This window comes from Ancylobacter sp. Lp-2 (assembly GCF_020523795.1).
GTDB lineage: Bacteria > Pseudomonadota > Alphaproteobacteria > Rhizobiales > Xanthobacteraceae > Ancylobacter.
Map to the genome: position 1 here is coordinate 299,056 of NZ_JAJALI010000006.1, position 22,079 is coordinate 321,134.

Here is a 22,079-nt window from a genome sequence, read left to right on the forward strand (position 1 = left end):
GGCGTCGTTGAGCGTCGCGGGAACCTAACGGAGCCCGCCCTCGCCCGCCAGCGGATCGGGGAAGGCGACATCTTCGTAGAGTTCGGCCATGGCGAGATCGGTGCCGATGGCGGAAAGGACGATGATCCCGTCGAGGCCGTCGAACTGGACGATTTCCCACGCGCTGCCCGGCGCCCGCCACCACAGCAGCGCCCGCGGCAGGTCGGGCTCGACGAGCAGGATATAGGCGAGCGACGGCAACGCCTTGTATTCCTCGAGCTTGTTCACGAGGTCGGTGTGCCGTGTCGAAGGCGACAGCACTTCGACGATGAGACAGGGAGAGGTTGCTTCGAAGGCGGTGTCGGCGCGCGTACCGCAATCGACCTGCGCGTCGGGGCGACGGATATTGCCGGACATGGTGGCCACCGCGATATCGGCCGTATGCGCGTGGCAGGGGGAACCACGCAACTTCCGACGCAGCGTCGCCAGAACATTCAGCATGATCGTATCGTGTCGCTGGCTCGCCCCGGTCATCGCCTTGAGTGGAAAACCGTCCACCAATTCGTAGCGCACGCCCTCCTCGCCGGGCCAGCGATAGAATTCTTCGGGCGACATGCGCTTCAGGGCGGGCGGTGCCATCGAAGGCGGCTCCAGCAATAACACCGGCATAGTCTACGAGAGCCCGTAATGGCTGGCGACTCCGTTTCGCCGAACGGCCGGTACCGGCACCGCCCGCCCCTCCCGGCACCTGCGCCGCCTGCCCCGCCACAAAAGAAAATGCCCGGACGCGGGTCCGGGCATTTCATTGTGTCCATCGAGATCGGAGGCAGGCGCCCTGCCCTACTTCCCCAGCGCCCGGCGCACGGCGGCGATGATGCGGTCCTGCGAGGCCTCGTCGAGATAGGCATGCATCGGCAGGCTGATCACCTCGCCGGAGAGCGCCTCGCTCACCGGCAGGCCGTTGCCGGCGGCCGGGTACTGCGCATAGGCCGGCTGCTTGTGCATCGGGATGCGGTAATACACCGCCGTCGGCACGCCTTCCTTCTGCAAGGTCGCGGCGAGCCCGTCGCGCACGCCGTGCGGCAGGCGAATGGTGTACTGCGCCCACACCGAGGTCGCACGCGGATCCACCATCGGCACGATGCAGACATCGGCCAGCGCCTCGTTGTAGCGCTTGGCGGCGCGGTCGCGGGCGGCGACCTCGTCCTCGAAGATCGCCAGCTTTTCCAAAAGGATCGCCGCCTGGATGGTGTCGAGCCGGCCGGTCATGCCGATGCGGACGTTCTCGTATTTGTCGACGCCCTGCCCGTGCTCGCGCACGCTCTTGAGCACCGTCACGAGCTCGTCATCATCGGTGAAGATCGCGCCGCCGTCGCCGAAGCAGCCGAGCGGCTTGGCCGGGAAGAAGCTGGTGGCGGTGGCATCGCCGAACGAGCCGGTGCGCTTGCCGTTCCAGGTGGCGCCAAAACCCTGCGCGGTGTCGCACAGCACCTTCAGCCCATGCGCCGTCGAGATGGCGAGGATGGCGTCGAGATCGGCCGGCTGGCCGAACAGGTCCACCGGGATCACCACGCGGGGCTTCAGCCCCTGCCGCTCGGCGACCGCGATGGCGGCCTCCAGGCTGGCCGGGTCCATGTTGAAGGTGTCGGCGAGCACGTCGACGAACACCGGCGTCGCCCCGACCCACGGCACCACCTCGGCGGTGGCGCAGAAGGTGAAGGAGGGGCAGAACACCGCATCGCCCGGCCCGACGCCCCAGGCCATCAGCAGCATGGCCAGCGCATCGGTGCCGCTGGAGCAGGAAATCGCGTGCTTGGCGCCGGCGAACTCCGCCAGCTGCTTCTCCAGCTCGATGACTTCCGGTCCGTTGACGAACCGGCAGTGGTTGAGCACGCGCGTCACCGCCTCGTCGATGCGAGTGCCGAGCCGGGCGCGCTGCGCGCCGACATCGATGAAGGGGAGCGGCGCGGCGTTGGCGGTCACATGGTCGTTCATGTCTGTCCTCGGACTAGACGGCGGCGCGGACGCGCGCGGTCGAAACGGAAGCCGGACGCGCGGCATCGGGGCCTTCCAGGCAACGGATGGCGGTGGCGATGCTGGCGACACCGTCCTCGCCGGTCACCGGCGGGGCCGCCTCCCCGCGCACGGCGGCAAGGAAGCGCGACAGCTCGACCCGGAGCGGCTCGGCATAGGCGACAGGCAAATGGCGCATGGAATAGCTGCCATCCGGCTTGTAGTCGAAGCACTCGGTCACCTGCCGGGTGAGCAGGTCGCCGATGACGTATTTCTTGCGGGTGGCGACATGCACCGTGCGCGCCTTGAACGGCGTCAGCCAGTTGGTGTTGATGTGCGCCAGCACGCCGTTGGCGGTGCGGAACTGCAGCAGCGCGATATCCTCGCGCTCGGCGACCGCCGCCTTCACCTGCGGCTGGATCTCGGCGATCTCCGAGCCGGTGAAATGGCAGATCAGGTCGATGTCGTGCACCGCGAGATCGATCACCACGCCGACATTCGACATGCGCGGCGGGAACGGCCCGACGCGGGTGATGCCGATGGAGAGGATCTCCTCGCCCTCGATCGCCTTCTTCACCGCCTCGACGGCCGGATTGAAGCGCTCGACATGACCGACCATCAGCGCGACGCCGCGCGCCTTGGCGGCGGCGACGATGGCCTCGCCTTCCGCGACGCTCGGCGCGATCGGCTTTTCCACCAGTACATGCGCGCCGGCGCCGATGGCGGCCAGCGCCACGTCGTGGTGCAGATGCGTGGGAGCGGCGACCACCACCGCGTCGACGCCGAGCGCGGTGAGCGCCTCGATGTCCGCGACCGCGGCGCAGCCGAGCAGCCCCGCGACCTTCCCGGCCTGGGCGGCATCGGGATCGGCGATGCCGACCAGTTCGGCTCCCGGCAGGTCGGCCAGCACGCGGGCATGGTTCGCGCCCATGACCCCGACGCCCACCACACCGACACGAACCGTGCGGGGCGCCTCTTTCAGGCTGTTCGACATGCGAGGATTCCTTGACTGCCAGCGTGACCAGCGCCGTCTAACATGCGCCCGTCAGGCTGGCGAGGCGCCGACCCGTGGCCGGCGCTTCACTCTTTGCTTCAGCGTGTTACCGCAAATCGGCCGCCGGGCGGCAGCTATTCGGTGCCGGAAGCATCCGCTTCCTTGGGAGCGCCGGGGCTCAGGAAGGTCTTGTAGATGAAGCCGCGCTTGCCGTCGGCGACGATCTCACACCAGCTGCCGCACGCCACCAGCTCGACCTGCTGGCCACTCTTCAGCGTCTGCATCGCCGCCGCGCCCTTGTTGGGAGCGGTGCGCATGGTCACCGGCGAGCGGATCGTCGCCCCGCCGGTCGGCGCGGCGCCGCTCGTCTCCGAGGAAACGGCCGCATCGGCGACCTCATCGGCCTGTACGGCGACAGCAGGGGCCGCCGCGGCCGGAGCCAGGGCGGCGACGCGACGCGGCGGTGCCGGCGGCGGCAGCGGTGCCCGACGCGGCAATTCGGTTTCCGGCGCGACGACGGCAAGCGGCGAGGGTTCCGGCGCCGCAAAGGCCGTCAGGCCGCGCACCGCCGGCCCGGGCTCGGTCGGCTCCGGCGCCAGCAATGTACGGGCGGAGATCGAAGGCATGACCGGCGGCGGGGTAACCGCCTCGGTCATCCGAAGCACCGGCGCGGGCGGCGAGGCCGGCTCGACGACGGCGACACGGGTCGGTGCGGCAACGGCCGGCGCGGGGGCCGAGGGCGCGACCGCGGCAATGGCGGCATTACCGATCACTTCCGGCGCCACCCGGGCCTCGTCACGCCCGACGACGGACTGCAAGGCCATCGCCGCGCCGCCGAGAGCCGCGATGCAGACCGCCAGCACGCCGAGGCGCTGCCAGGTAAAGGCCTCGCGGGAGGCCGGGCGGCGGCGGCGCGTAACCGGCTCGCTCTCCGTACGACTGGGAGCGCCGAACATGCGCCGGCGGGCGGCCTGCGCGTCGACAGCCGCCTCGGCGGAGCCGGCGGGCGACGCGGCGGCGGCCTCAGTCGCCGCGGCATCCGCCGGCCGGCGTGAGGAGATGATGTTTCGGGTATCGCTGAGCGCCGAGAGCTTGCTGCGCAACTCGGCAAAACCCAGCGGCGCGGGGCGGGTCTCGGAACCTGCCGGGGCGGAACTTGCCGGGGTTGCTCGCAGCGACCGAATCACCGGCTCGGCCATTTTTCGTTCAGACATGCCCGGCGCCTCCGAGGAGGATGTCTCTACGGCCTGGGGCGGCAACGCCGGCCCTTCGGGCCTCGTCTGCTCCAGCGAACTGATCATGGCGCGATAGTCGCGTACCAGCGAAGCGGAAAGCTCTGAAGCGGATCGTCCCTGCGCGTTGGTCGTCATGGCGACTTCAGCCCTTCAACCGACGCAGGACGCGAAGAACCGAGGCCTGAGACGGACAGCAGCGAGGCGAATCGGAAAGACCAATGTCACTATAGCCATTTGCGGCCATTGCGCCCTTCCGCCGGAACCCGCGGTCAAATCCGTCCATCATGCGTTACGCCTAACTCTTTCCGGCAGGGCCACGTGCCCCGCACCGACTCATCCACCCTGCGTCGATTCTTCAGCCGGCGGCACAGTACCGGCAGAAGGTATCTTGATGCAAGAAAGACACACGACTCAATTTTCACCATGGAGGTGGATTGCGGCAACTCTTGGCCAAGCTTTCTGTGCCTGCGCGGCCAACGCTACCTCGATACCCGCTGCGGGCAAGTTATCCTCAGCCCCGCTCACACCATGATCTCCCTTTCCGCCTGCTCCGCGACATGGAAGACCCGCTTGTAGCGGGCGATTTCCTCCGCCGGCCCCATCGCCTTGGTCGGGTTGTCGGAGAGTTTCACGGTGGGGCGCCCATCGGCCGAAATCACCTTGCAGACGATGGAGATCGGGTCGAGCCCGCCATCGGCGACGAAGCCGCGGAAGTCGTTGGTGAGCAGGGTCCCCCAGCCGAAGCCAAGCTTCATGCGGCCATGGAAGTGCCGGTGGATGCGGACGATGTCCTCGACGTCGAGACCATCGGAGAAGATCGCCAGCTTCTGCGTCGGATCCTGCCCCCGCGCGCGCCACCAGGCGATGGCTTCCTCGCCCCCGGCGATCGGCTCCTTGCTGTCGATGCGGATGCCGGTCCACTGGTCTACCCAGTCGGGCGCATCGGCGAGGAAGCCGGTGGTGCCGAACGTATCGGGCAGCATGACGCGCAGATTGCCCTCGTAATCCTGCTGCCAGTCGAGCAACACCCGGTAGGGCGCCCGGGCGAGCTCCGCGTCGGTGTCGGCCAGCGCGGCGTAGACCATGGGCAACTCATGCGCGTTGGTACCGGTCGCTTCCACCTCGCGCCGGAGCGCGATCAGGCAGTTGGAGGTGCCGAGGAAGCTCTCGCCGAGCCCCTCGATCATCGCCTGCACGCACCAGTCCTGCCACAGGAAGCCGTGCCGCCGCCGCGTGCCGAAATCGGCGACGTTCACCCCTTCGAGCGCGCGCAGCCGCTCCACTTTTTCCCACACCCGGGTCATGGCGCGGGCGTACAGCACCTGCAATTCGAAGCGCCCCAGGCCGCGCAGCACCGCCCGCGAGCGCAGCTCATTGATGATGGCGAGCGCCGGAACTTCCCACATCGTGGTTTCGATCCACGGCCCTTCGAAGGTCAGCTCGAACTGGCCGTCGCGCTTTTCGAGGTGATAGGGCGGGAAGCGGAAGCTCTCGAGCCAGGCGATGAAATCCGGCGAGAACATCTGGCGCTTGCCGTAGAACATGTTGCCGCGCAGCCAGGTGGATTCGCCGCGCGTCAGGCTGAGCGTGCGCACATGGTCGAGCTGCTCGCGCAATTCGCTCTCGTCGACGAAGTCGGCGATGCGCACGCGCCGGGTGCGGTTGATGATGCCGAAGGTGACGCGGGTATGGAAATGACGACGATAGATCGTCTGCGCCATCAGGAGCTTGTAGAAGTCCGTGTCGAGCACGGAGCGGACGATCGGATCGATCTTCCAGGTGTGATTGTAGACGCGCGATGCGATGTCGATCATGAAGCCCAGCCCGGTTCCGGCGAGCCTCTTCTAGAACATATTCCGGGCAGACCGAAATGACCTCGAGGGCAACAATCGCTCCAAGCCCTTGACGTTGGAGCTATTCCAACATCGCGGCCGAGACGACTGCCCCCGTGGAAAGCGCCGGTCGAAGGCGCCGATCCCGGCTTCCGACCGCCACTCTCGACCGCGCGAGACGACCCGGGATCAGTCGAGCACCTCGACATGGCTGTCGGCCGTGGGGGCCCGCGACGGTGTCTTCATCAACAGCAGCAGCAGCGCGGTCGGCAGCGTCACCAGCATCATCAGCTTGAAGTCGTCGACATAGGCGATGGCGGTGGCCTGGCGGGTGATCTCGGCGTTGAGGGCGGCCAGCGTCGAGGGATTGGCGATGTTCCAGAACTGGTAGGCGCCGCCGCTCTGCACCGCGGAATTGAACGGCGTCACATGCTCGGCGATCTGCGCGTGCATGATCTGGGTGTTCTGCGCCAGCAGGAACGAGGTGATCGACACGCCGATGGCGCTGCCGACATTGCGCACTAGGCTGAACAGCGCGGTGCCGTCAGTGCGCAGCTCCGGCGTCAGCGTGGCGAAGGCGACGACGGTGAGCGGCGTGAACACGAAGCCGAGACCCGCGCCCTGGGCGATGCTGTTGATGATCATCGAGTGGGTGTCGATGTCCGGCGTCCAGCCGGTCATGTCCCACAGGCTCCAGGCGATCATGGCGAGGCCGCCGAACATGACGACCCGCGGGTCCAAGCGCGACACCAGCCGCCCGGCGATCATCATCGCGACCATGGTGCCGAAGCCGCGCGGCGCCATCAAAAGGCCGGCGGTCTGCACCGGATAGCCGCTGAGCCGTTGCAGATAAGGCGCGAGCAGCGCCGAGGTGGCGAGCAGCACCAGGCCGATGGCGAACATGATCACGAGCCCGGCGGCGAAGTTGCGGTCGCGAAACAGCCGTGGGCTCAGGAACGGCTTTTCGTGCGTCATCATGTGCACGGCGAAGAGATAGAGGCCGAGCCCGGCCAGCACCGCTTCCACCACCACCTCGGTGGAGCCGAACCAGTCGAGCTGCTCGCCGCGATCCAGCATCATCTGCAAGGCGCCGATGCCGAGCGCCAGCACTCCGAAGCCGGTCCAGTCGAAGCGCAGCGCATCGTTGCGGCCTTCGTCCTGCATGAACACCACCAGCCCGGCCAAGGCGAGCAGGCCGAAGGGCAGGTTCACATAGAACACCCAGCGCCAATTATAGGCATCGGTCAGCCAGCCGCCGAGCGTCGGGCCGAGGATCGGGCCGAGCATGACGCCCATGCCCCAGATCGCCATTGCCTGGCCGCGCTGGTGGGCAGGGTAGATGTCCATCATCGTCGCCTGCGACAGCGGCACCAGTGCCGCGCCGAACACGCCCTGCGCCAGGCGGAAGATCACCATCTGGGTCAGCGACTGCGCCACGCCGCACAGCATGGAAGCAATGGTGAAGCCGATCAGGCTGGCGAGGAACACGCTCTTGCGGCCGAAGCGGGCGGAGAGCCAGCCGACCGGCGCCGTCATGATGGCGGCGGCGACGATATAGGAGGTCAGCACCCAGGTGATCTGGTCGGCGGTGGCCGAGAGCGAGCCCTGCATATAGGGCAGCGCCACATTGGCGATGGTGCCGTCGAGGGCCTGCATCAGCGTCGCCGTCATCGCGCAGACGGTGATGATCGCGCGGGTGGCGCCGACGGGACGCGCGGAAGCGGCGGCGGAAGCGGCGACGGACATGTTCCATGCCTCATGGACCGGCGAATGGCCGGAGGAGCGATGAGACGGGCGGGATCACCGGCCGGTAAGGCCGCACCCCACCCGTCTCGACCGGCTGCTTTGGGGGGCGGAAGCAGCCGATGGGGAAATCACAGAATGTCGCGCAGGCTGCGCGAATGCCCGGTATCGATAGCGACGAAGGCGCTCATGCCGGCACGCAGCACCGGATCGTCGGCCTTGTGCTCGACGCGGATGCGCACCGGCACGCGCTGCACCACCTTCACCCAGTTGCCGCTGGCGTTCTGCGCCGGCAGCACGGAGAACTCCGCGCCGCTCGCCGGCGCGATGCTGTCGATCACGCCGGTCCAGTTGTGCCCCGGATAGGCGTCGATGCTGACATCGACCTTGTCGCCGTGCTTCAGATGGGAGAGGTCGGTCTCCTTGATGTTGGCCTCGACCCACATGTCGTCGGCGGAGATCAACCCCACCGCGCCCTGGCTGGTGAGCGCCGCGGTGGCGGCGACCAGATAGAGGCCGGGCTGGAGGCTATCGACCTCGGTCACGGTGCCGGCGAACGGCGCCCGCACCACCGCATGGTCGAGCTGGCGCTGCGCCTCGTCGAGGGTCGCCTTGGCCTGGAGGTAGAGCGGATGCTGCTCGACCGCGAGGTCGGGATGCCCGCCCAGCTTGGCGAGCAGGACCGCCGCCTGCTGCTTGATCGAATCGTGCTTGGCCCGATCGGTCTCCAGCGTGAAACGAGCCTGATCATACGCCGCACGCGACACCGCGGCGGCGTCCTTCACCAGCACGTCGTAGCGGTCGAAGATCGCCTGGTCGTTCTGCACCGTGGCATTGGCGGCGGCGATGTCGCTCGCCATGCGCTGGTAGTCGACCTTCATCGATTCCAGCGTCAGCCGGGTCTGGTCGAGATTGGCCTGCGCGTTGTGCACCGCGATCTCGTATTGGCGCGGATCGACACGGAACAGCACGTCGCCGGCCGCGACCTGCTGGCCTTCCTTGACGTCGACATCGGTGACGAGGCCGGACACGTCGGTGGACACCATCAGCTTGCCGGCCCGCACATAGGCGTCGTCGGTGGAGACGTAGCGCCCCCCGGTGAGCCAGAAATAGCCGGCGCCGAGCGCTACCACGGCGATGCCGCCGAGCATCAGCGGTGCCCGCAGGCGGCCCCGACGCCTCGGCGTGACGGCCGGAGGCGCCGGCTTCGCGTCAGCCTCGCCGGCAGCGGAATCTTTGGTGCGGTCAAGCATGGGACGGTCTCACGCGGCGGGTTCCGACGAGTTCGGAGCACGGCTTTCACTGTTCAGATTGGCCTTCATCAGGCCGAGGGTGGCTTCCATCTCGGCAACCGCCTCCGGCGTCACATTGGCTCCAAGAAGCTGGGCCACCATCTGTTTGCGGGCCTCGGCGATCTCGCCGATGATCGGACCTGCGGCGGGCAACAGATGCAGCCGCCAGACCCGCCGGTCATGCGGATCATGCCGCCGCTCGACGAAACCACGCGCCTGCAGGCGATCCACCAGCCGGGCGACGGTGATGGGCTCGACCTCGACAAGCTGCGCCAGCTCGTTCTGCGTCAGCCCCGGCGAACGCTGCAATTTGACGAGGATCACCCATTGGGCTCGCGTCATGTCATAGGCGCGCGCCCGCTGGTCGAACTTGGTACGCATCAGATGCGCCAGCTCGTGCAGCAGCGACAGGAAATCGAAGTCGGGTTGGCAGCTCATCTCTCACCTACGTGGCATAATATAACGCACGTTATTATCACGCACAACATGACACATACCCTACTAAAGTAGCGCAAGCTCGTGCCTTCGGGATATCTGGTGCGACGCACAACGGTATCTATCTGAAACGGGAACGTTCCCCATTCGAGGACATTTCCGAATGACCACCTCGCTTTTCGAGCCCTATCGCCTCGGCGGCATCACGCTCGCCAACCGCATCGTCATGGCTCCCCTCACCCGCAACCGCGCGGTGGCAGGCAATGTGCCCAACCCCTTGTCCGTGAAGTATTACGCCCAGCGCGCCAGCGCCGGCCTCATCGTGACCGAGGCCACCCAGGTCTCCGACACCGCCCAGGGTTATCAGGACACGCCCGGCCTCTACACTCCCGAGCAGATCGAGGGCTGGAAGCCGATCACCGAGGCGGTACACGCCAAGGGCGGCCGCATCTTCGTGCAGATCTGGCATGTCGGGCGCGTCTCGCACCGTTCGCTGCAGCCGGGCGGCGCCGCGCCGCTGGCCCCCTCCGCCATCCGTGCCGAGACCAAGACGTTCGTGAACAATCAGTTCACCGAGGTCGACACGCCACGCGCGATCGAGACCCACGAAATCCCCGGCATCGTCGACGACTTCCGCAAGACGGCCGCCAACGCCATCGCCGCCGGCTTCGATGGCGTCGAGATCCACGCCGCCAACGGCTATCTCATCGACCAGTTCCTGCGCGACGGCGCCAACCAGCGCACCGACCAGTATGGCGGCTCCATCGAGAACCGCGTCCGCTTCCTCAAGGAAGTGACGGAAGCGGTGATCGGCGAGATCGGCGCCGACCGCACCGGCATCCGCATCTCCCCGGTGACCCCGGCCAACGGCCTCACCGACAGCGACCCGGCCGCGCTGTTCACCCATGTGGTGGACGTGCTGGAGAAGCTTGGGCCGGTCTATGTGCACCTGATCGAGGGCGCCACCGGCGGGCCGCGCGACATCGTGCCCGGCTTCGATTTCGAGGCCCTGCACAAGCGCTTCAGCCGCACCTGGATGGTCAATAACGGCTACGACAAGGCGATGGCCGAGCAGGTGGTGTCGACCGGCCAGGCGGATCTCGTCGCCTTCGGCAAGGTGTTCATATCCTCGCCCGACACGGTGGAACGGCTGAAGAAGGACCTGCCCTTCAACGAGCTCGACCGCGACCACCTCTATGGCGGCGGCGAGAAGGGCTACACCGACTATCCGACGCTGGAATCTGCCGGCGCCTGATCAGCTGGCACGCGAAGCAACGCAAGCAAAGGGCCGCCGAGAGGCGGCCCTTTCGTTTGATCCGGCCTGTGCCCGTCTCAGGCGGCCGCCGTTTCCGATGGCGCACTCGCGACCGCCTCGGACTGCCCTTCCGCCAGCTCGGAGGCGACCGGCTCCGCCATGTCGGTCTCTGGCTGCGGCGAGCGCACGGAGACGTCGACGGTCATGCCGAGATAATCGCCCACCAGGCCGGTGAAGCCGCCGGCGACCGGCACCGCCTGAGCGGGATCGCGGGTCACCGCCACCCGGATGAGATTGTCGGCGGCAATCGACCCGTTCGTCGGGTCGAACTCGATCCAGCCGGCGCCCGGCAGATAGATGTCGGCCCAGGCATGGGTGGCGCCGGCGCCGACGATACCGGCATTCTCGCCATCGAGCGCCGGATCGTAGAGATAGCCGGTGACGAACCGTGCGCCGAAGCCCAGCGCGCGCACCGCCTCGATCAACAACAGCGCGAAATCCCGGCAAGAGCCCGAGCCGAGCCGCAGCGTCTCCAGCGGCGGCTGGGTGCCCTGCTCGTGCCGCACCTGATAGGCGAAGCCGGTGTGGATGCCGGCATTGATGTCCGACAGCAGCGCCATGGTGTCGGTCGGCCGGCTGGCGATGAACCCCTTGGCCCAGGCTTCGAGCTCGCCATTGGGATCGGGATAGTGGCATTCGAGCATGCGGCCGAGATCGGTGCGGTCGTCGGTCGAATAGACGAAGGGATAGGTGGCCGCGCCCTCCTCGACCTCGAAGATCGGCGCGCCGAGGCCGAACCGCTCGATGGTCAGCACGCTCTCGATCTTCAGCTCGTTGGACGGCTCGATGAAGTCCACCACCGCGACGGAATTGCCGAACACGTCGTGCATCCAGCGGATATTGCCATGCGGCCACAGCGTCAGCTCGGCGCCGACCAGCCGCAGGTCGTGGCTGTCGCGCGGGCGCAGCATCAGCCGGTGCGGCTGGAACACCACCGGGTTGGCATAGGTGTAGTGCGTGACGTGACGCACGGTGAGAGTTTGCATGCAGGAAATTCCTTACGGATCGGCGTTCAGCGTGACAGCAAACGACCGACGAGAAAACCGGCGATGCCAACCGCGATCAAAGCGTTGAACGAATATTTTCGTTCCGGCAGCCCCATGGCACGCCTGCTCGGAGGATCGAGGCCCGCTTCATCAGGCAGCGGCATGTCCGGCAGGGTGGAGACGATGTCTTCGATCATCCGCGGCGCCCGTGCCGGCGCGGTCCTCGGACGCGACGCGCGAGCACGAGGAGGCATTTTTTTACCGTCCGCGTCGGACGCCTTCGAGGGGTCGGGCTTCGCCATCTCCGCTCTCCTGTTCTGAACCGGCTCGCAAGCACAACGCACAGGAGAGTGTTTGGTTCGCCGTCAGCTCCGCCCGGAAATGAACGCCACGACTTCCGTCGGCCCCTGCGCGTGGACGAGCTCGATCCGGCGCCCACCGCAAATGTCGCAGCGCAGCTGGGCCCGCTGGGCCTCCGCATTGTCGGGAAGCGCGTTCAATTGGTCGCTACGGCCGAGGATGGATCGCCGTCCGCAGCGCAGGCAGCGGGCGCAGAGGGTGCCGGAGTTTTGAATGGCCTGTTTCTCCTGTCAGGTGCGTCGACGTCTTTCAACGTCGCATACTCGCCGCACGAAACGTGTCCGCGGCTGTCGAAACGACCGAAACTCGCCACGACCAAGCCTGCCGTGACGCACCAAGGATAATATAGTTTGCAAGCTGAGCAGCAAACCGGTCGGGTAGTGCCACTCTCTGAGAGTGGTGGGCGCACTAGGGCTCGAACCTAGGACCCGCTGATTAAGAGTCAGCTGCTCTACCAACTGAGCTATGCGCCCGACCGGGGTGCTTCGCGAAGGCATTTCCGTCGCGAGCGGCGGTCATGTACCAAAGCCGCCCGGGCCTGTCTACCGGCCCGGGCAATTTTTTACTCTTTAAATGCCTCTTCGCGCTTCTTACGCACAGATGGCAGCAACACCAACGTCAGTGCCAGCACGGCGATGCCCAGCATCACCGCCGAAAGCGGGCGGGTGACGAACACACTGGGATCGCCGCGCGAGATCAGCATGGCGCGGCGCAGATACTCCTCCAGCATCGGTCCGATGATGAAGCCGAGCAGCAGCGGCGCCGGCTCGCAATCCAGCTTGACCAGCAGGTAGCCGAACACGCCGAAGGCGGCCATGGCGTAGACGTCGTAGACGTTGTTGTTCACGCTGTAGACGCCGATGCAGCAGAAGCCGATGATCAGCGGGAACAGGATGTGGTACGGCACGGTGAGCAGCCGCACCCATATGCCGATCAGCGGCAGGTTCAGCACCACCAGCATGAAATTGCCGATCCACATGGAGGCGATGATGCCCCAGAACAGATTCGGCTGCTCGTTCACCACATTGGGGCCCGGCACGATGCCCTGGATGATCAGCGCGCCGATCATCAGCGCCATCACCGGGTTGGACGGGATACCCAGCGTCAGCATGGGAATGAAGGAGGTCTGCGCGCCGGCATTGTTGGCGCTCTCCGGCCCGGCGACGCCCTCGATCGCGCCCTTGCCGAACTGCTGCGGGTACTTGGAAACCCGTTTCTCCACCGAATAGGAAGCGAAGGAGGAGAGCATCGCGCCGCCGCCCGGCAAGATGCCGAGGAAGGAGCCGAGGATCGTGCCGCGCAGCACCGGGGCGATGATGCGCTTGAAGTCCTCCTTCGACAGCATCAGGCCCTGCACCTTCTGCACCATCACGGTGCGGGTGTGCTCGTCCTCGAGGTTGCGGATGATTTCCACCAGGCCGAACAGGCCCATGGCCAGCGCCACGAACTCGATACCGTCAGCGAGTTCCACGATGTCGAAGGTGAAACGCGGCGTGCCGGTATAGACATCCTGCCCGGACAACCCGAGCAGAATGCCCAGCACCACCATCGCCAGAGCCTTCACCACTGAGCCGGAGGCCAGCGACACCGAGGCGACAAGCCCTAGAACCATCAGGGAAAAGTACTCCGGTGGTCCGAATTTCAGCGCGATTTCGGCGAGCGGCGGGGCGAAGACGGCGAGCAGGAAGGTGGCGACCGAGCCGGCGAAGAAGGAGCCCAGCGCCGCCGTGGCGAGCGCCGCGCCCGCCCTGCCCTGCCGCGCCATCTGGTAGCCGTCGATGGCAGTCACCACCGACGAGCTCTCGCCCGGCAGGTTGATCAGGATCGCCGTGGTCGAGCCGCCATATTGCGCGCCGTAATAGATGCCGGCGAGCATGATCAGCGCCGAGACCGGCGGCAGGCCGAAGGTGATCGGCAGCAGCATGGCGATGGTCGGCACCGGGCCGAGCCCCGGCAGGACGCCGATCAGCGTGCCCAGCAGCACGCCGATGAAGCAGTAGAACAGGTTCTGGAAGGTGAAGGCGACCGAGAAGCCCAGCGCCAGATGATCGAAGATTTCCATGGACTTAACTCTCTCCGATCAGTAGCCGCCGAGCCACGGGCCGAGCATGGGGAGCGGCAGGCCGAGGCCCTTGATGAACACCGCCCAGGCGAAGGCGACCATGATGGCCGCCATGAGCGCGCCGCTCCGCAGCGAGAATCGCCGGCTCGCCGCCGCGGAGATGAACACCGCCAGCCCCATCGCCGGGCCGAGCCCCAGCGGGCGCACCGCGAGGCCGAACACCACCACCGACAGGGTGATCAGCGCGAGCCCCTGCCAGGGGATCGCGATCCGCCGGGCGTCCTCGTCGGCCTCCGCATCACCGCCGAAAGCGAGACCGGTGAGAAGTATGATGAGGCCAAGTGCGGCCAGAATCCCGCACAGGACGAGCGGGAAGTAGCCGGGTCCCATCCGGATCGCCCGACCGATCGGCAGATCGGATCCGAGCCAGGCGAACCAGGCGCCCAAGAAGATGAGCAACAACCCGGTGACGACGTCCTTCGGGCTTCGGACAAAGCGACCCATGCGGAACCTCGCGGAGAAAAGAGGCGACACCCGTCCGGCCACCTACCCCAGGGGAAGATGGACGGCCGGGAATGACGTTAAGGAAAGCGGGATCAGTCGGCGAAGACGCCGGCCTGCTCGATGACCGGCTTCCACTTGGCGACTTCGGAAGCGACGAAGGCCTTGTGCACTTCCGGCGTGGCGCGGTCCTGCGAGACCGGCTCGGTGCCGAGGTCGGCGAAGCGGGCGATCACCTTGGGATCCTGCAGTGCCTGCTTCAGCGCCGCGTTCAGCTTGGCGACCACCGCCGGGGGCGTGCCCTTCGGCGCGTACATGCCGTGCCAGACGGCGATCTCGAAGTCCTTCACCCCGCCTTCCTGCATGGTGGGGACGTCCGGCAGCGCCTTGAGGCGCTCCTTGGTGGTGACGGCATAGGCCTTCACCTTGCCGGCCTTGATCTGCCCGGTGGTGTTGGTGGTCTGGTCGCACATCAGGTCGATCTGGCCGCCGATGAGGTCGTTCATCGCCGGGCCCGTGCCCTGATACGGCACGGTGGTCATCGGGGTGCCGAGCGCCGACATGAACAGCATGCCGCACAGATGCGAGGCGGAGCCGACGCCGGCATTGCCGTAGATCACCTTGTCCTTGTTCGCCTTCACATAGGCGACCAGGGCGGCGATGTCCTTCGGCTCCAGCGAGGACTTGGCGATCATGGTCATCGGCACGTCGGTGACGAGGCCGACTTCCTCGAAGTCGGTCAACACGTTGTAGGGCAGCTTGCGGTAGAGCGTCGCCGAGGTGGCCTGGCCAATGTGATGCAGCAGGACCGTGTAGCCGTCCGGCGTCGCCTTGGCGACCTGGCCGGCGCCGCGGGTGCCGCCGGCGCCGCCGACATTCTCCACCACGATCTGCTGGCCCAGGCTGCGCGACATGGATTCGGCGATCAACCGCGCGACGGTGTCGGTCGGGCCGCCGGCCGCGAACGGCACGATCATCGAAATGGCGCGGTTGGGATAGTCCTGCGCCTGAGCCCCGGCGAGCGGCATCAGCCCGAGAGCGAGAGCCGCGAAACCCGCGGCGACGGTCTTCCATGTCATCTTGGCGTTCCTCCAGAACGATTATTGGGTCGCGTTATTGTCGCTGGCGCCGTCCCTGCCCGGCAGCGCCTTTTTGTTCCGGCTAGGCCATCATCCGGCTGCCTCACCGTCAAGCTCGCTTTTGGGCCTATTCTCAAGATGTTTACGCCACTGATGCATTAGAGCGCCACTTGCGACCAATAGGCCAGCCCGCACGCGGCGGCTAGGAACTGCGCCGGCAAGGCCCCATATTCCGCCCATGATTCAGGAGCCGCCCCCACTCGCCGTCTCGATCGGCCACGCCGAACCCTGGCACACCGCCCGGCGGCTGGCGGCGGCGTTCGACGGGCTGGCCTTCCTCGACAGCGCCATGGCGCATCCGCAGCTGGGACGGTGGTCCTTCGTGGCGGCCGATCCGTTCGGCCGCTTCCGCGTCGAGGGCGGTATCGCCAATTGGAACGGCGTGCCCGAGGACGGCGCGCCGATGGAGGCGCTGCGCCGCCGGATGGCGCTCTACGCCCAGGGGCCCCTGCCCTGCGACGCCCCCTTCCAGGGCGGCGCCATCGGCACCTTCGCCTATGAGGCCGGCCGGTTGTTCGACCGCTTCCCCACCCCGCGTCCCGAGCCGGGCGAAGGTCCGGAGATCGATCTCGGCTTTTACGACGTCGTGCTGGCCTTCGACCTCGTCGGCCGGCGCACCTACCTCATCTCCACCGGCTGGCCCGAGACCGAGCCGCAGGCGCGGCTCGCCCGTGCCCGCGAGCGCATGGCGCAGATGAGCGCGGCGCTGAAAGCCCCGCTGCCGCCGCTCGACACCGCGCTGCCGGCGGTCGACTGGACGTCGAATTTCGACGCCCCCGGCTATGAGGCGGCGGTCGCACAGGTGATCGCCTATATCCGCGCCGGCGACATCTTCCAGGCCAACTTCACCCAGCAGTTCCGCGCCCGGCTCGGCAAGGTCGACCCGCTCGCCATCTATGAGCGGCTGCGCACCGCCAACCCCGCCACCTTCGCGGCGCTGATCCTCAGCGAGGGACGCGCCATCGCCTCCTCCTCGCCCGAGCGCTTCCTGGCGCTCCGCGCCGCCGGGGACGGGCTGGAGGTCGAGGCCCGCCCGATCAAGGGCACGCAGCCGCGCTCGGTGGAGCCGACGCTCGACGCCTTTCGCGGCCGCGAGCTGGTCGCCAGCGAGAAGGACCGCGCCGAGAACGTGATGATCGTCGACCTGCTGCGCAACGATCTCTCGCGGGTGTGCCGTCCCGGCACGGTGAAGGTGCCGCGACTGTGCGGGCTGGAGACCTATGCCAATGTGCATCACCTCGTCTCGGTGGTGACCGGAACGCTGGAGACCGGCCGCGACGGGCTCGACCTGATCGCCGCCTCCTTCCCCGGCGGTTCGATCACCGGGGCGCCGAAGATCCGCGCCATGGAGATCATCCGCGAGCTGGAGGGCATGCCGCGCGGCGTCTATTGCGGCTCCATCGGCTATCTCGGCTTCGACGGCACCGCCGACCTCAACATCGCCATCCGCACCGTGACGCTGGAGAAGGGCGAGGCCCGCTTCGGGGTGGGCGGCGGCATCACCCTGCTCTCCGACCCGGCGGCGGAATATCGCGAGAGCCTGACCAAGGCCGAGCGCCTGTTCCGCGCCTTCCGGCCGGACGGGCGATGAGGCGGAGCCGCAACATGGGAGCGATGACATGATCGTCCTCATCGACAATTATGACAGCTTCGCCTTCAACGTGGCGCGCTACCTCGTCGAGCTCGGCGCCGAGGTAGAGGTGCTGCGCAACGACGAGGTGAGCGCTGCCGCGCTGGCGGCGCGCCAGCCGGAGGCGCTGGTCATCTCGCCCGGCCCCTGCGCGCCGAACGAGGCCGGCGTCTCGCTGGAGGCGATCCGGCAATTGTCCGGCACCGTGCCGATCCTCGGCATCTGCCTCGGCCATCAGTGCATCGCCCAGGCGCTGGGCGGGCGGGTGCGGCGGGCGAAGGAGCCGATGCACGGACGCCCCTCCGCCGTCACCCATCGCGGCAGCGACGTGTTCGCCGGCCTGCCCTCGCCTTTCGCCGCCGGGCGCTACCATTCGCTGGCGGTGGACCTCGATCCGGCCGGGCCGCTGGAGGCGACCGCCTGGAGCGCCGATGGCGAGATCATGGGCCTCGCCCATCGCGAGCACCCGACCTATGGCGTGCAGTTCCACCCGGAATCCGTGCTGACCGAACATGGCTACCGGCTGATGGAGAACTTCCTCAAGCTGGCGCGCGTGAGGACGCCGCATGCGGTGCCCGGCACGCGGCTGTCGCCGACCGGATGGACCGAGACGCCCGCGCCCTCGCCCGCCGCCCCGCTGGTGCTGCCGCAGACCGAAGGCTGGCGCGGAGGGCATGTCGCGTGAGCGCGACAAGCGATGGATCTCGCGTGAGCGCGACCGCCGATGCATCCTGCGTGAGCGTCGAGGATCGGGGTTTCACCCTTGGCGACGGGGTGTTCGACACCGCGCTGGCGCTGGGCGGCGTGGTGTTCGCCCGCGCCGGGCATGTCGAGCGGCTGCTCGCCGCCTGCGCCGCCATCGGCATCGTTCTCGAACGCCAGCGGGTGGAGGCGGCGCTCGACGCGGCGCTGACACCGGCGCCCGCCATCCTGCGCACCACGGTGACGCGCGGGACCGCCGCGCGCGGCCTGTGGCCGGCCAGCGTCGGCCAGCCGACGCTGGTGGTGACGACGGCACCGTGGAGCCCGGCATTGCTCGGCCAGCCGGCGCGCCTCGTCACCGCCGCCGGGCGGCGCAACGAGTTCTCGCCGACCGCCAACCTCAAGACGCTCGGCTATCTCGACGCCATCCTCGCCGCCCGGCAGGCCGCCGAGGCAGGAGCGGACGACGCGCTGATCCTCAACACGCGCGGGCGGGTCGCCTGCACCACCATCGCCAATGTGTTCGCAGTGACCGGCGACCGGCTGGCGACGCCGCCCCTCACCGAGGGCTGCCTGCCGGGCATTTTGCGCGGGCTCGTCTGCGAGACCGCCCCCGCGCTCGGCCTAGTGGTGGAGGAGCGCCCGCTCGCCGAGGTCGAACTCGCCGGCGCCGACGCGGTGTTCCTCACCAACAGCGTGCGCTTCCTGCGTCCGGCCACCGCGCTCGACGGCCAGCCACTCGGCACCGACTGGTGGGCGATCGACGCGCTGATGGCCGAGCTGGGGCGGCGGGTCATCGCCGAATGCGGCGTGGCGCTCAGTGGACCGCCGGCAGGTTGAGCGACGTCCAGTCCTGACGCGGGATCGGCGCGCCGACCTTGAAGGCGAAGCCGACCACCCGGCGCAGCCCGGCGTCGAGATCGCAGGAAAACGAAACCTCGTACCATTTCAGATGGCTGCGGAAGGCGCCGCCGCCGGCAACCAGGCTGTTGCCGCGCATGCGGGTGTCGGCGCGGGCGTAATCGACCAGGCGGTCGGGCTGGTAGCCGGGCTGCCAGGCGTGGATCTGCTCCATCGCCTCGAGGTCGCAGAGCTGGGCGATGCGCTCCTCCTCCGCCAGCGTGGCGAGCGCCCGTCGCGTCGCCCGGCTGCGCGGATCGGCCAGCGCCTGCTCCGACAGCATGCGGGTCGGGCGGATCATATCGTCCGGCCGATTCGCGGGGGTGACGGGCGACGGCGTGGCGGGCACCGGCTCGGAGGCGGGAGGTGTCGAGGCAGCGGAAGGCGTGGAAGCGGGAATGTCGGGCGCGGGAGGTGCCGGCGCGACACCGCGTAGGCGGTCGAAATCGCGAGCGCTGATCACCTCGGTCTCCACCGCCGGCCCCTCCACCGGCTCCGGCGACGGCATCACCGTCATCCGCAGCACCAACAGCAGCGCCGCCAGATGCAGCGCCAGCGCCCCGACGAGCCGCAACGCCGCCACGCCCCGCCGCGCATGGGCGGAAGGCGGGAACGGCGCGTCCAGCGCGGCAAGCTCGACGCGCGGAGCATCGACAGCGGCAGCCACGGGGGCGAGCGTGGGGGCAGCCATCATGCGGGCGGCGCCATTCGAGGGGTCTCCGATACCGCCCCAGCCATTCCCGACCGGGCGGGCAGCATTATGGCGGAGCCTGTTCAAGCGGGCGCCGGCACGGCCTCGTCCCATCGGCGGGCGCGACGAGAGTACGCAGCAGATCGCAGCCCCGGTGTCGCGGCGATCCGTATTTCCGACCCATTTGATACCTAGCAACCTCAGAGGAATCGCACGGATACCGTAAAAATTCGCTGGGAGTTCGAAGTCATGATTTCGACATTATCCTTCGACCTACAAGACTACTCCCGCCAACAGATCTCCTGACAATTTCCCATCTGCAACTTTTCCAAACGAACGACGTTAACTTACACTTCGCATCCGTTAGTACGAGGTACGTACATGCTTCGCCTCAACCGCCCGCTGCTCGCCATGGGCCTGACCGCGAGCCTGCTCGCCACCGCCGCGACGCTGCCGGCCACCGCCCAGAACGCGCCGGTGCGGCTGGCGCAGGCCGGGCCGCCACAGGGAGGCGCCAGCCTCGACGTCAACGTGTTCTACGACCAGCTCGGCGACTACGGCTCCTGGGTCCAGCATCCCGACTACCAGTACGTGTTCGTGCCCAACAATGTCGGGCCGGGCTGGCGGCCCTACCAGGAAGGGCGCTGGGTGTGGACGGACGCCTATGGCTGGTACTGGGAATCCTACGAGCCGTTCGGCTGGGCCACCTATCATTACGGCCGCTGGGGTTATGACCCGGCCTATGGCTGGTTCTGGGTGCCCGGCGACACCTGGGCGCCGGCCTGGGTGACCTGGCGCCGCGGCGGCGGACGCACCGGCTGGGCGCCGATCGCCCCCGACCGCGCCGGCTACGCCGTCGGCCGCCCCGTCGCCTATGCGCCGCCGGTGGCGGAAAGCTGGGTGTTCGTCGAGGACCGCTACATGGGCGAGGAGGACCTCTCGCCCTATGTCGCGCCGATCCCTGCCATCGGCAGCTATCTGCGGGCGGCGCCCGATTATTACGAGCCGAGCTGGAATGACGGCTACTACGTCAATCGCGGCTTCGGCGCCGATGTCTACGGCCCGCCGATCCGCGAGCGCATGGTCTCGCGCGAGGTTGTCTATGTCGATCGCCAGGACGAGCTGTTCTACAACGCCGGCACGCTGGCGATCTTCGCGCCGTTCATCGCCTTCGGCGACCGCTACGCGCCGCCGCCGCGCTATGAGCGCCAGATCGATCCCGGCCGCCGCCCGCTCATCCGGCAATATGTCCGCGAGGACCGCAACATGGGCGGCCCGGCCGGCCTGTTCGCGCCTTCGGCGGCGCTCCTGGGCGCGCTGGAGCCGGAGCAGCGGCGCGAACTGCGCGAGCGCCGGTATGGCGACCCGGACGGCTACCGCCGCGACCTCGACCGCATCGAGCGCGACCGCGGCGACCGCATCCGCCAGCTGCGCCGCGAGGCCGATTCGCGCGCCGACACACTGGAGCGCGAACGCCGGCAGGCGGTGGACCAGCGCCGCCAGCAGATGGACCGCATCCGCGACGAGCAGCGCACCCGGGCGGAGCGGGTGAATGCCCGCCCGGACGCCGTTCCCGGTCAGCGCCCGGGCATGCCGCCGGGGGCGCGTCCCGACGCCCGCCCCGATGCTCGCCCGGATATGCCCACGCCCCGGCCCGGCCTGCCGCCGGGTGCCCGCCCCGATGCGGTGGCGCCTCGCCCCGGCCAGCCGCCCGGCCAGCGTCCGGACCAGCTGCGTGCCAATCAGCAGCAGGACATCGAGCGCCGCCGCGTCGAGCAGGAGCAGCAACGCCAGCAGATGGACCAGCGCCGTCAGCAGGATCAACGCCGTCAGCAGGCCGATCAGCAGCGTCAGCAGCAGGACCAGCAACGGCAGCAGATGGAGCAGCGGCGGCGGGAGCAGGCTGACCAGCAGCGCCAGCAGCAGGACCAACGCCGCCAGCAGGCCGATCAGCAGCGCCAGCAACAGGAGCAACGTCGGCAGCAGCAGGACCAGCAGCGTCAGCAGATGGACCAGCGTCGCCAGCAGGCCGATCAGCAACGCCAACAGCAGGAGCAACGTCGGCAGCAGCAGGACCAGCAGCGTCAGCAGCAGGACCAACGCCGTCAGCAGGCCGATCAGCAGCGCCAGCAGCAACAGGACCAGCGCCGCCAGCAGATGGAGCAGCGGCGTCAGCAGGGCGACCAGCAGCGCCAGCAGCAGGACCAACGCCGTCAGCAGGCCGATCAGCAGCGCCAGCAGCAACAGGACCAGCGCCGCCAGCAGATGGA

18 protein-coding genes, 1 tRNA gene and 1 pseudogene are annotated in these 22,079 nt (G+C 68.0%); 5 read left to right on the forward strand and 15 right to left on the reverse strand.

The window, feature by feature from the left end; all coding sequences use genetic code 11:
- Positions 1–24 precede the first annotated feature (24 nt).
- From LGR54_RS16810 to LGR54_RS16845, 8 genes are all read right to left on the reverse strand, one after another.
- Complete coding sequence (locus LGR54_RS16810) at positions 25–618, reverse strand: Uma2 family endonuclease (RefSeq protein ID WP_230363126.1); 594 nt, start codon at positions 616–618, stop codon at positions 25–27.
- A 201-nt stretch (positions 619–819) separates the two neighbouring features.
- Positions 820–1,974 carry a DegT/DnrJ/EryC1/StrS aminotransferase family protein gene (locus LGR54_RS16815; protein ID WP_230363127.1) on the reverse strand — a complete coding sequence of 385 codons (1,155 nt, stop codon included), beginning with the start codon at positions 1,972–1,974 and terminating at the stop codon, positions 820–822.
- Positions 1,975–1,987: 13 nt separating this feature from the next.
- Positions 1,988–2,986: a Gfo/Idh/MocA family protein gene (locus tag LGR54_RS16820; RefSeq protein ID WP_230363128.1), complete on the reverse strand. Its 999-nt coding sequence runs from the start codon at positions 2,984–2,986 to the stop codon at positions 1,988–1,990.
- Positions 2,987–3,120: 134 nt separating this feature from the next.
- The gene (locus tag LGR54_RS16825) at positions 3,121–4,356 is read right to left on the reverse strand and encodes an SH3 domain-containing protein (RefSeq protein ID WP_230363129.1); all 1,236 of its coding nucleotides are present in this window, start codon (positions 4,354–4,356) and stop codon (positions 3,121–3,123) included.
- A gap of 386 nt (positions 4,357–4,742) precedes the next feature.
- Entirely contained in the window at positions 4,743–6,035 is a 1,293-nt protein-coding gene (gene pncB / locus LGR54_RS16830; protein ID WP_230363130.1) for a nicotinate phosphoribosyltransferase, read from the reverse strand.
- Positions 6,036–6,242: 207 nt separating this feature from the next.
- The gene (locus tag LGR54_RS16835; RefSeq protein WP_230363131.1) at positions 6,243–7,799 is read right to left on the reverse strand and encodes a DHA2 family efflux MFS transporter permease subunit; all 1,557 of its coding nucleotides are present in this window, start codon (positions 7,797–7,799) and stop codon (positions 6,243–6,245) included.
- A 128-nt stretch (positions 7,800–7,927) separates the two neighbouring features.
- Entirely contained in the window at positions 7,928–9,049 is a 1,122-nt protein-coding gene (locus LGR54_RS16840) for an HlyD family secretion protein (RefSeq protein ID WP_230363132.1), read from the reverse strand.
- A 9-nt stretch (positions 9,050–9,058) separates the two neighbouring features.
- Complete coding sequence (locus LGR54_RS16845) at positions 9,059–9,526, reverse strand: MarR family winged helix-turn-helix transcriptional regulator (protein WP_230363133.1); 468 nt, start codon at positions 9,524–9,526, stop codon at positions 9,059–9,061.
- A gap of 160 nt (positions 9,527–9,686) precedes the next feature.
- Between LGR54_RS16845 and LGR54_RS16850 the strand changes: the two genes are divergently transcribed.
- Entirely contained in the window at positions 9,687–10,778 is a 1,092-nt protein-coding gene (locus LGR54_RS16850; RefSeq protein ID WP_230363134.1) for an alkene reductase, read from the forward strand.
- Between the two features lie 77 nt (positions 10,779–10,855).
- Here the strand turns inward: LGR54_RS16850 and LGR54_RS16855 are convergent, their stop codons facing one another.
- The 6 genes from LGR54_RS16855 to LGR54_RS16880 all read right to left on the reverse strand — a co-directional run bounded on the left by LGR54_RS16855 (position 10,856) and on the right by LGR54_RS16880 (position 15,826).
- Positions 10,856–11,824 carry a transglutaminase family protein gene (locus tag LGR54_RS16855; protein ID WP_230363135.1) on the reverse strand — a complete coding sequence of 323 codons (969 nt, stop codon included), beginning with the start codon at positions 11,822–11,824 and terminating at the stop codon, positions 10,856–10,858.
- A gap of 26 nt (positions 11,825–11,850) precedes the next feature.
- Positions 11,851–12,126 carry a hypothetical protein gene (locus LGR54_RS16860; protein WP_230363136.1) on the reverse strand — a complete coding sequence of 92 codons (276 nt, stop codon included), beginning with the start codon at positions 12,124–12,126 and terminating at the stop codon, positions 11,851–11,853.
- Positions 12,127–12,581: 455 nt separating this feature from the next.
- Positions 12,582–12,657 (reverse strand) — tRNA-Lys (locus LGR54_RS16865).
- A gap of 89 nt (positions 12,658–12,746) precedes the next feature.
- Positions 12,747–14,246 carry a tripartite tricarboxylate transporter permease gene (locus tag LGR54_RS16870; protein ID WP_230363137.1) on the reverse strand — a complete coding sequence of 500 codons (1,500 nt, stop codon included), beginning with the start codon at positions 14,244–14,246 and terminating at the stop codon, positions 12,747–12,749.
- An 18-nt stretch (positions 14,247–14,264) separates the two neighbouring features.
- Positions 14,265–14,750: a tripartite tricarboxylate transporter TctB family protein gene (locus LGR54_RS16875; RefSeq protein WP_230363138.1), complete on the reverse strand. Its 486-nt coding sequence runs from the start codon at positions 14,748–14,750 to the stop codon at positions 14,265–14,267.
- A 92-nt stretch (positions 14,751–14,842) separates the two neighbouring features.
- Positions 14,843–15,826 (reverse strand): tripartite tricarboxylate transporter substrate binding protein BugD, encoded by a 984-nt coding sequence (locus tag LGR54_RS16880; RefSeq protein WP_370638219.1) that lies wholly within the window; start codon positions 15,824–15,826, stop codon positions 14,843–14,845.
- A 238-nt stretch (positions 15,827–16,064) separates the two neighbouring features.
- Here LGR54_RS16880 and pabB point away from each other — a divergent pair, with 238 nt between their 5' ends.
- From pabB to LGR54_RS16895, 3 genes and pseudogenes are all read left to right on the forward strand, one after another.
- The gene (gene pabB / locus LGR54_RS16885; protein ID WP_230363139.1) at positions 16,065–17,477 is read left to right on the forward strand and encodes an aminodeoxychorismate synthase component I; all 1,413 of its coding nucleotides are present in this window, start codon (positions 16,065–16,067) and stop codon (positions 17,475–17,477) included.
- Between the two features lie 28 nt (positions 17,478–17,505).
- Positions 17,506–18,069 (forward strand): annotated as a pseudogene (locus LGR54_RS16890) (aminodeoxychorismate/anthranilate synthase component II); the annotation flags it as partial.
- 155 nt (positions 18,070–18,224) lie between these two features.
- On the forward strand, positions 18,225–19,058 hold the full coding sequence (locus LGR54_RS16895; protein WP_230363140.1) for an aminotransferase class IV: 834 nt from the start codon (positions 18,225–18,227) through the stop codon (positions 19,056–19,058).
- Here the strand turns inward: LGR54_RS16895 and LGR54_RS16900 are convergent.
- A complete protein-coding gene (locus LGR54_RS16900; protein WP_230363141.1) occupies positions 19,036–19,812 on the reverse strand; it encodes a DUF930 domain-containing protein in 777 nt (258 codons plus the stop codon). The genes LGR54_RS16895 and LGR54_RS16900 overlap by 23 nt on opposite strands.
- Before the next feature lie 378 nt (positions 19,813–20,190).
- Here LGR54_RS16900 and LGR54_RS25895 point away from each other — a divergent pair.
- Positions 20,191–22,079, forward strand: a 1,889-nt coding sequence (locus LGR54_RS25895) for a DUF6600 domain-containing protein (protein ID WP_370638220.1), incomplete at its 3' end; no start/stop codon positions are given.